Here is a 9,206-nt window from a genome sequence, read left to right on the forward strand (position 1 = left end):
CTTACAATTTTTGACAATTCGCGAATTGACAACCGTTTGACAAAGTAATCACCATAAAGAATCGTGGCGAAATCGGCAACGCGGGTTTCGTCCGAGGGTTGGGAGGCCTGTTTGAGGATGGATGAGGCAAGGATTGCCATTGGTTTGATGTCCGGAACCTCGGCGGATGGTATCGATGCGGTGCTGGTGCGCACCGATGGGGTCGGGGCGCCGCGGGTGTTGGCGGATCTGCATCTCCCCTACCCGGAGGATCTGCATCGGCGGATTCTGGCGTTGTATCAACCCGGCGAAAACGAGATCGACCGTTTGGGGGTGTTGCATCGCGAATTGGGTGGGCGTTTCGCGGAGGCGGCCTTGCGGGTCTGCCAGCGGGGTGGATTGTCCATCGAGCGGGTGGCGGTGATCGGATCCCATGGTCAAACGGTGCGGCATCGTCCTCCGGATTTCACCTTGCAGATCGCCGACCCGTTCGTGATCGCCGCGCGCACCGGGGTGGTGACGGTGGCCGATTTCCGGCCCGCCGATCTGGCGCGGGGTGGTGAGGGGGCGCCGTTGGTGCCGTTGTTTCACCAGGTGCTCTTTGCCCGTCCCGGACAGCGGGTGGCGGTGGTGAATCTGGGTGGGATTGCCAATGTGACCGCTCTGGCGGGTGATGAGCGTGCGCCGTTGATCGCCGGGGACACGGGTCCGGCCAACACGTTGCTCGATCTGTTGGCCACCCGTTTGAACGGTGGTGCGCGTGCCGTGGATCGGAATGGTGATGCGGCGCGGCGGGGTGGGGTGGATGGCGAGGCGTTGGCGTGGTTGATGGCCCATCCTTATCTGGCGCGACCGTTTCCGAAATCCACGGGTCGGGAGGCGTTCGGTTCTGAGTTGTTGGAGCGGTTTTTGGCCCGTTTTCCGCATTTGGCCGGGGATGATGGTTTTGCCACCTTGACCCGATTCACCGTCGAGTCGGTTGTGGAGGCTTCCTGTCGGTTGTTGCCGCCCTATCCGGAGCGCATGATTCTGTGTGGGGGTGGTGCGCGCAATCCGGCCCTGGTCGAGGGGATGGCGCAAAGGTTGCCGTTGGCGCGGATTGCGGATGCCGAGGATTTGGGGGTGGATGTTTCCACGTTGGAGGCGCAGGCGTTTGCGTGGTTTGCGGTGCGGACATTGCGGGGGTTGACCTCTTCGGTGACGGGGGCGACCGGGGCGGAGATACCGGCGGTGTTGGGGGCGATTCATCCGGTGACGGTGAGATAGGTTTGATCCTTGCAGGGAACAGGGGACCGCAAGGTCCCCGGCGGAGGTTCGGAGGCAGAGCCTCCGAGGTTTGGCTTTTGATTTTGGTTTTTTAGCGCGCTCTTCAAAAAAGCGTTTCTTCGCGTTTTTTGCGAAAAAACGCTGCGCGTCGCCTCGGCTGCGGCATCGTTTTGCGTTTTTTGCAAAACGATGCCGCGAACATGGCCAGAAACAAACGGGCCGCCGAAGGCGACTCCGGGACTCCCCTCGGCGCACCCCGGCAACCGGACTCATCGCCCCTTTGCACGGCTTGAACAAAGCATGAAACGTTCGCTGCTCCTCCTCGCCCTTCTCCTAGCCCTCCTGACCGGAGTCCGATGGTTCGCGCCCGAAGAGCACCCCATCCCAACACCCGCCCCCTTGCCGCCAACCACCCCGACACCAACCACCCCGACACCAACCACCCCGACACCATCCGCCACCCCAACCACCGACATCCGCGCCGTGGCGGAACGCCAACTGCGCCAAACACACACCTTCCCACCGGATGGACCGGTCCAACCGGTGATCCGCCATATCCACGACATCGGCTCCGGCCCCATCGTGGTCAAGGCCAATGCCCAGGTCGATGGCCTGGAGGTGTTCGGTCACGAGACCAATCTGCTTTTCGACCGCACCCTGGAACAGGTCGCGAGCAGCGGCGATCACCCCCTTCCACCCGTGCCCCCGGATCGACGCTTCTCCCTCGGAGCCGATCAAGCCCTGGACAACGCGTTCCGGAAAATGGGCGGTACCGAACCGGTGGATGGTTGGATCCAAGTCGATGAAAGAAATGGCTATCAATACTACAGCGCCGATTTTTCCAAGGCCGAATACCGCCTGCGGGAACCGGCACGGGTCAAGACGGTTCTCTATCCCACGGAAACCGAACTGACGCCTGCCTACGCCATCGAAATCCGCGCCGGCGACTTTGACCGCAACACCCTGGATGCCCATCTGTATGTGGTGTCGGCTCGAGACGGAAGCCTGTTGTTCGACAAGAATCAACGCCATCACAGTTCGTTTGGCTATCGGGTCTTTGCCCAGACCGACGGGGATCACGCACCGATGAACGATCCCAACGGCACCCAGGGAATCCCGAATCCCACCGGCGCGCCGACCTCCCCACCCTATCTGCCCGACCCGGTGACGCAAAATCTCATCACCCTGCAAAACGGCCCGATTTCCACCGCCGATCCCTGGCTGCCGGAGACCGCCACGGCCACCATCGGCAACAATGCGGATGTGGTCGCATCCGTATCCGGCTTTGCCCTGAACCAGGCCCTGGAAAATAAACGGGCCCCGGTGACCGGCCCCGGCGTTTTCGATCACCGCTTCAACCCGAATCAAGGACCCATCCAAACCCCCTCCCAGCTCAACGCCGCACTGGTGCAACTGTTCTATACGATCAATTATCTGCACGACCTGTTCTACGACCTGGGGTTCAACGAGTCGGCGGGCAATGGCCAGGCCAGCAACCACGGTCGCGGCGGCGCGGACGGGGATCCGATGATCGCCACCCTGAGCGATCTCTCCACCGATCGCGACAATGCCAGCATGATCGTGGGCGCGGATGGGAGTTCGCCGCGGATGCTGATGGCCCTGTGGAGCGGATCGACAAACCCGCTGCTGGAGATCACGCAGCCCATCGCCATGACCTTTTCCCAGATCGAATACGCCGAATTCGGACCTTCGAACTATTCGGTCAGCGGCACGCTGGCGCGACTCGAGGATGGGGTGGATCCGATCCGCGACGGCTGCCAGACCCCCACCAACGCCGATGCGCTGCGCGGACGGATCGTGATCATCCATCGGGGTCTCTGCCTGTTCACGGAAAAGGTCCGGTTCGCTCAGGCGGCAGGCGCCATCGGGGTGATCATCATCGATCAGAAGGGGATCGACGAACTCTTCACCATGGAGGGGACGGACAGCGCCATCACCATCCCGTCGGTGTTTCTGTTCAAATCGGATGGGGAGATCCTGGACAATCAACTCGCCTCGGGCGCGACCGTCAACGTCAAGATCGCCCGGATCCAGAACCCGGACATCAACGGCGCCCTGGACAACCTGGTGGTGGCCCACGAATGGGGACACTATCTGACCGAACGCCTGATCGGCAACGGCTCGGGATTGAACAACAATCAAGGGTCGAGCCTGGGCGAGGGGTGGTCGGATTTCGTGTCCCTGCTGTTGGCCGTGCGTCCCGAAACGGGAGAACAGGCCTATCGCGGCACCTATGCCATCGCCGCCTATTCGTACTCCAACGAACCGGACAAGCAACCCTATTATTATGGACTCCGGCGGGTGCCCTATTCCATCGATTTCACCCGGAATGCACTGACCTTCCAACACATCAAGGATTCCGTCTCCCTGCCGACCACCCATCCGGTGCAAAAATCCAATCGGGAGAACTCCGAGGTGCACAACGCCGGCGAGATCTGGGCCACCGCGTTGTGGGAGGTGTATGCCGCGCTGCTGCGCGACTCGGAACGGTTGAGCCATGTCGAGGCGCGCCGTCGGATGATCCACTACCTAGTCGCCGCGCTGAAATTGACCCGCACCGACCCCACCTTCACCGAGGCGCGGGATGCCTTGCTGGCGGTGATCAAGGTGACGGACGCGTCTGATCACAAACTGGCCAAGGCCGCGTTCGCCCGGCGTGGTCTGGGGATCGACGCGGTATCGCCATCCCGCTATTCGAATAACCACTCCGGCGTGGTGGAGAGCTTTGACGCGGATCAGCCGATCAGCCTGGTGAGCGCGACCCTGGTGCCGAACGCCGATTCATGCGATGGCGACGCGATTCTCGATCCGGGCGAAACGGCCCGTTTGAGCGTGACGTTGCGCAACGACGGCAAGGCCACCTCGACCCCCTTCACCGCCGCCTTCACCACCAGCGCGGATGCCACCCTGTCGAACAACGGGGTGATCTCCTTTCCGGCGATTCGGGTTGGAAATACGGTCACCGGCACCCTGGATGTGACCTTGAAGAGCGCCGCGACCCTGGAACGGTTGCGGTTCGTGCCCGATTTCGAGGTGAATGTCTCCGGAATCGGGGCGGACAGCCTCTCCTGGCGGGTCAATCACGACCGAATCGCCGCCTTCCGTCAGGATACCGTGAGCTATCCGGTCCACGACTGGAACACGGCGGCGATCACCGGGCAGGCGGGCGAAGTCTGGAGCCTGAGCGAAGCGGATGGCGTGCGCTGGCTGGCGGTCGCGGATGCGGACCATCCCAGCGACCTGACCCTCACCTCACCCCCCTTGCGGGTGGCGGCCAGCGGATCGCTGCGCATGCGCTTCACCCACCGGTACGCCTTTGAAAAGGATTCGGACGGCCAGTGGGATGGCGGGGTGGTGGAGATCAGCGTGGATGGCGGGCCCTGGAACGATCTGGGCCACAGCTTCACGCCGGGTTATACCGGCAAGATCATTTCCGAGATCTCGGCGCTCTACAACCGTCCGGCGTTCGGCGGCACCAGCGCCGGCTATCCGGCCACGATCACCGAAACCGCGGATCTGGGCTCCACCTACAACGATCACGAAATCCGGGTGCGGTTCCGGGTCGCCACGGACACGCTCGTGGGCGAACGCGGCTGGATGATCCGCGACCTTCGCTTCGAGAACCTTTCCAACCTGCCGTTCACGGCGGCGGTGGCCCATGCCGGGGTGTGCGGCGGCACGAGCCAGGGGTCGGGTCGGGTGATGAGCGGCATCGTGCGCGGGGTGAAGGCCGGCGAAACGATCCATCTCCAGGCCCGCTCCACGCAATCGACGGTCACCGCGGGGGTGGATCTGACCGGCGATGGTCAGGATCTGGCCTTTTCGATCCCTGGCCTCGCGGCGGTGGATGGCTATCATCCGCGCGTGACCTCGCAAAAATATTGGAACGGCGACTGGGGCGACCAGATCGGTGGCGAGCCGGCATCGTTGGTATACGGCACGGCGGCCAAGGGAGTCGATCTGACGGCAGGCAATGTGGCCGGGATCAACCTGCTGGTGGTGGCGCGCGCCGGGTCGCTCCAGCCGGATCGGGATGGGGACGGCTGGCCGGATGCGGTCGATAACTGCCCGGACCTGGCCAATCCGGACCAGCCGGATCGCGATGGGGACGGAATCGGCGATGGGTGCGATCCGGACAACGACAACGACGGCATGCCGGACGCCTACGAAATCGCCCACGGCTTCGATCCCTTCGATGCCAGCGATGCCGCCTTGGACAGCGACGGGGACGGGGTGACCAATCGGGTGGAGTCCCAACGGGGCACGGATCCGCGCGTTTTCGATGGGATGACGCTGATCCACCTCACCCCTCCGGTCACGGAACACCCGGTGGTGCCGGGTGAGCTGGTGCGCATCCGCCTGGCCCATACCCGTTCGGATGGGGGTCGGCGTCTGCCCGGAAAGGGTCTGACGTTTCATTTCGATGGCACGCGCATGGCTTTTGTCGATTGGCAACCGCCCGTGTTGGCATCCGGCACGCAACCGGTGGTGAGCCTGGAAGCGGACAACCCGGATCTGGATGGCGATCCGGTCACCGATCAACGGATTCGCGTGACCTACGCCGGGACGGTGCTGGGCGAGGGGGCGAGCCTGGCCCTGACCTTCCGCATGGTCGGCGCTACCCCCTTGAACACCCGCACCCCCTTCAAGGTGAGCGTGATCGATCCGGAGGCCGATGAACGGTTCATCCCCGAACCGGTCACCTTCGTGGCCGCGGGGCTGGATTGGGATATCGATGGCGACGGGACGGTCCGCCCGTTGAGCGATGGCCTGTTGATCCTGCGCCACCTGACGGGAACGCGCGGAAGCGCCTTGTTGACCGGCGCGGTGGATGCCGTGGCCCCCCGTTCCGACCCGACGGTTCTGGATACGCTGCTGATCGCCGCCCGACCGCTCTTGGACGTGGATGGCAATGGGGTGGTGGATCCCTGGAGCGATGGCGTGATGATCCTGCGCCACCTGTTCGGATTCCGGGGTGATGCCTTGATCTCTGGATTGGCCGATCCCTCGGGGTGTCGTCCCGATGGGGACGCGATCGACGCCTATCTCAAAGCCGTGGGGGTGGCCGGTCGCACCCAGGGGAGCCCGTTATGATACGATTGGTTCATGGACTGTTGCTGCTCATGATCCTGGTCGGCTTGTTCGTCTATCTCAACGACGAATCCGGCGATCTGGAGGTGACGCGCCACCGCTTCGGAAAAACCGCCGAATCCGCCGTGACATGGCGTATCGCCCAGGTGAGCGATCTGCACGTACGCGGCGGCGCGGAGATCGAAGCGCGGGTGATCGGATTGATCAACCAGGAGAAGCCGGATCTGGTGGTGCTGACCGGCGATCAGTTGTCCCATCGCGACAAACTGCCGGAGTTGGGAAAATTTTTGGATAAACTTGACAACCGTTCGAAAAAAATCGCCATTCTGGGCAACTGGGAGTACTGGACCGGGCTGGACAAGGTGGAGTTGCGCAGGTTTCACGCCCAACACGGAGTGACGCTGCTGGTCAATGGCGCGCTCGTGGTGGAAAAGGAGCGGCAGTCGCTGTTGGTGGTCGGTCTGGACGATGCCCGCCTGGGTCGCCCGAACTGGGAGCGCGCCTTGGCCGAACATCCGACCTGGCCGGGTCCGATGTTGATCCTGGCCCACAATCCCGACACCATCGCCATGGTGCCCGCCAGGGAGAAGGTGGTGACCGATCGGGTGATGCTCTCCGGCCACACCCATGGGGGTCAGATCGTGCTCCTCCCGTTTTTCAACCGCAACCATCCCTGTCTGGCCGGTTGGTGTCGCGATCCGGGAATGCCGATGTACATCTCGCGCGGCGTCGGCATGTCGGTGATTCCGCTCCGTTTCGGCGCCCGCCCGGAGTTGCCGTTCTTCGAGTGGCGGTTGTAGTCGTTCGTTGCGTGCGTGGCTGAACGTGTTTTTTTCTGGAACCAAATTGATACCATTTTAGTCTCAATTAGCAAAACGGTACATCACCGTCCGATGAATTCCATTTCCATGCAAGGAGCATGATCGATGAACGGACCCTTTTGTTCGATTGAGAACGCCGCCATGACCGCCGGCCCGGCGATGCGGGAGCCGATGGCACGACCCAATGCGCTGTTGGGCGAGGATCAAATCACGCTGCGGTGGTTGATGAGGAGCGCGGTGGGCCATTTGCGCGCCGAACGGTATCATGCCGCCTTCGCGGATTGCGAACAGGCGCTGCGCATCGATCCCGAGAACAGCCGGATCTATCTGTTGCGCGGGGCGTTGTTTGGTCGCATGCAGCGTTTCGCCGATGCCATCGTCAATCTGGACGCGGCGATCGATATTCAACCCAACCACGGCATCGCCCATCTGCTGCGAGCCTACTGCCATCTGGCGCGTGGTCACGCGGAGGAGGCGGATCGGGATCTGAAGAAGGCCCTGATGCAGGGCGAGGCGTCGATGCAGGGGTTCTGCGATGCCCTGGGCATGATCCGAACCCAGTTCGATGCCTCCCAGGCGCTGCTCGACGGAGATCGCGACTATCCACAACTCTTTTTGCCGCCCGAGGAGATCGAACGGTTGCGACAGGCGGCGTGAGTTTGTCGGTTCGCGCCGGGCTTCCCTCTTTAGACCTGGCCAGGGAAGGCCATGGGAGGCCCGGCGCGAAATCCCTCAGGCGTCATCAAACCGGTTCATCCCTGGCGGACGAGGCACCATGTTGAGCATCCAACGTTTGAGCGACTACGCGGTCCTGATCCTGACCCGGCTGGCCCTGGAACCGGAGCGGGCCCGTTCCGCGGCCAGCCTGGAAAAGGAGATTCCCCTGGCCTTGGCCACGATCCGCAAGGTGTTGCGGATGCTGGCCCTGCACGGCGTGGTGCGTTCCCGTCAGGGGCGACAGGGAGGATTCGTTCTGGCTCGTTCGCCCGCCGACATCACCTTGGCGCGGATACTGCTCGCCATGGAGGATCCGGTGCTGTTGACGCCCTGTTGTCGGAGTGATTTCATCTGCGCCCTGGATGACGCCTGTCTGTCCCGAACCCACTGGGCACGCATCGACCGATCGGTCCGCGCGCTCCTGGAGGAGACCACCCTGGCCCAGTTGATCGCCCAACCCGATCAGGAGGAACGATGAGTTTTTACACGGGCATTCATCATGCGGCCTTCGCCACCCGCGACATCACCCTGACCACCCGTTTCTGGCGTGATCTGCTCGGTATGCCGCTGGTCTACTGTTACGGGCAACCCGGTTACCGTCAGTACTTCTTTCACATTCACGGCAGCGGCTACATTTCGTTCTTCGAGTGGGAGGAGGTGGCCGCCATTCCGCTCAAGCGTCACGGTCAACCGGTGCGGGGTCCGTTCGGATTCGACCATCTTTCCATCGGCGTCCACGACAGGGAGGCGTTGTGGACATTGATGGCCAAGCTCGACGGAGCCGGCTTTCCGGTCTCCGACGTGATTGACCACGGCTGTTTTTACTCCATCTACTCTTATGATCCCAACGGTATCGCCGTCGAGTTCACCTGGCATCTGCCGGGTTTGGACCTGACCACCAACCCGGTGATGCGGGACGAGAAAGGGGCGCGGTTGTGTCAGGTCAGCGCTCCGGTGGAGGGGCAGTGGCCGGAACCGGTGCCGATTCTGCCGGAGGAGCGCATCGTGGTCGATGGTGAGGGCAAGGAGTTGTTCGAGGGGTTGCGACCGACCCACGATGCCGAAATGGCCTGTCTGGCGGAGTCGCTCTTTCGGGAGATGTCGGACCCATCCTGACCCCCCTTGCCCGATTGGCTGAACCAGGGTGGCAGTCGGTTTCTTCGTTTCCGGTCGGGGATTGACGCCGGGGCTTGGGCGAGCGATCATGTGGAATGGATCTTGTCCAAACCGCAACCATCATGGGATGCGTCGTTTTCCGCAAGGCTGCGTGCAAAATACGGGAGTCGTTTCCAAAAAACGGAAACGACTCCC

General features: G+C 62.7%; 6 protein-coding genes. All 6 read left to right on the forward strand.

The features are described from left to right. Positions 1 to 117 precede the first annotated feature (117 nt). The 6 genes from ACV4UY_RS10020 to ACV4UY_RS10045 all read left to right on the forward strand — a co-directional run bounded on the left by ACV4UY_RS10020 (position 118) and on the right by ACV4UY_RS10045 (position 9,011). Positions 118 to 1,245, forward strand: coding sequence for an anhydro-N-acetylmuramic acid kinase (locus ACV4UY_RS10020; RefSeq protein ID WP_491607457.1), 1,128 nt, complete (start codon positions 118 to 120; stop codon positions 1,243 to 1,245). Between the two features lie 300 nt (positions 1,246 to 1,545). Continuing rightward, positions 1,546 to 6,360 (forward strand): M36 family metallopeptidase, encoded by a 4,815-nt coding sequence (locus tag ACV4UY_RS10025; protein ID WP_491607458.1) that lies wholly within the window; start codon positions 1,546 to 1,548, stop codon positions 6,358 to 6,360. Further along, positions 6,357 to 7,157 carry a metallophosphoesterase gene (locus ACV4UY_RS10030; RefSeq protein WP_491607459.1) on the forward strand — a complete coding sequence of 267 codons (801 nt, stop codon included), beginning with the start codon at positions 6,357 to 6,359 and terminating at the stop codon, positions 7,155 to 7,157. The genes ACV4UY_RS10025 and ACV4UY_RS10030 overlap by 4 nt, the downstream gene beginning before the upstream one ends. Before the next feature lie 126 nt (positions 7,158 to 7,283). Further along, positions 7,284 to 7,835: a tetratricopeptide repeat protein gene (locus ACV4UY_RS10035; RefSeq protein ID WP_491607460.1), complete on the forward strand. Its 552-nt coding sequence runs from the start codon at positions 7,284 to 7,286 to the stop codon at positions 7,833 to 7,835. Between the two features lie 118 nt (positions 7,836 to 7,953). Beyond that, positions 7,954 to 8,373, forward strand: a complete 420-nt coding sequence (locus ACV4UY_RS10040; RefSeq protein ID WP_491607461.1) for an SUF system Fe-S cluster assembly regulator — start codon at positions 7,954 to 7,956, stop codon at positions 8,371 to 8,373. Further along, entirely contained in the window at positions 8,370 to 9,011 is a 642-nt protein-coding gene (locus ACV4UY_RS10045) for a VOC family protein (RefSeq protein WP_491607462.1), read from the forward strand. Before ACV4UY_RS10040 ends, ACV4UY_RS10045 begins: the two co-directional genes overlap by 4 nt. Positions 9,012 to 9,206 lie beyond the last annotated feature (195 nt).

The organism is Candidatus Magnetaquiglobus sp. (assembly GCF_058402785.1).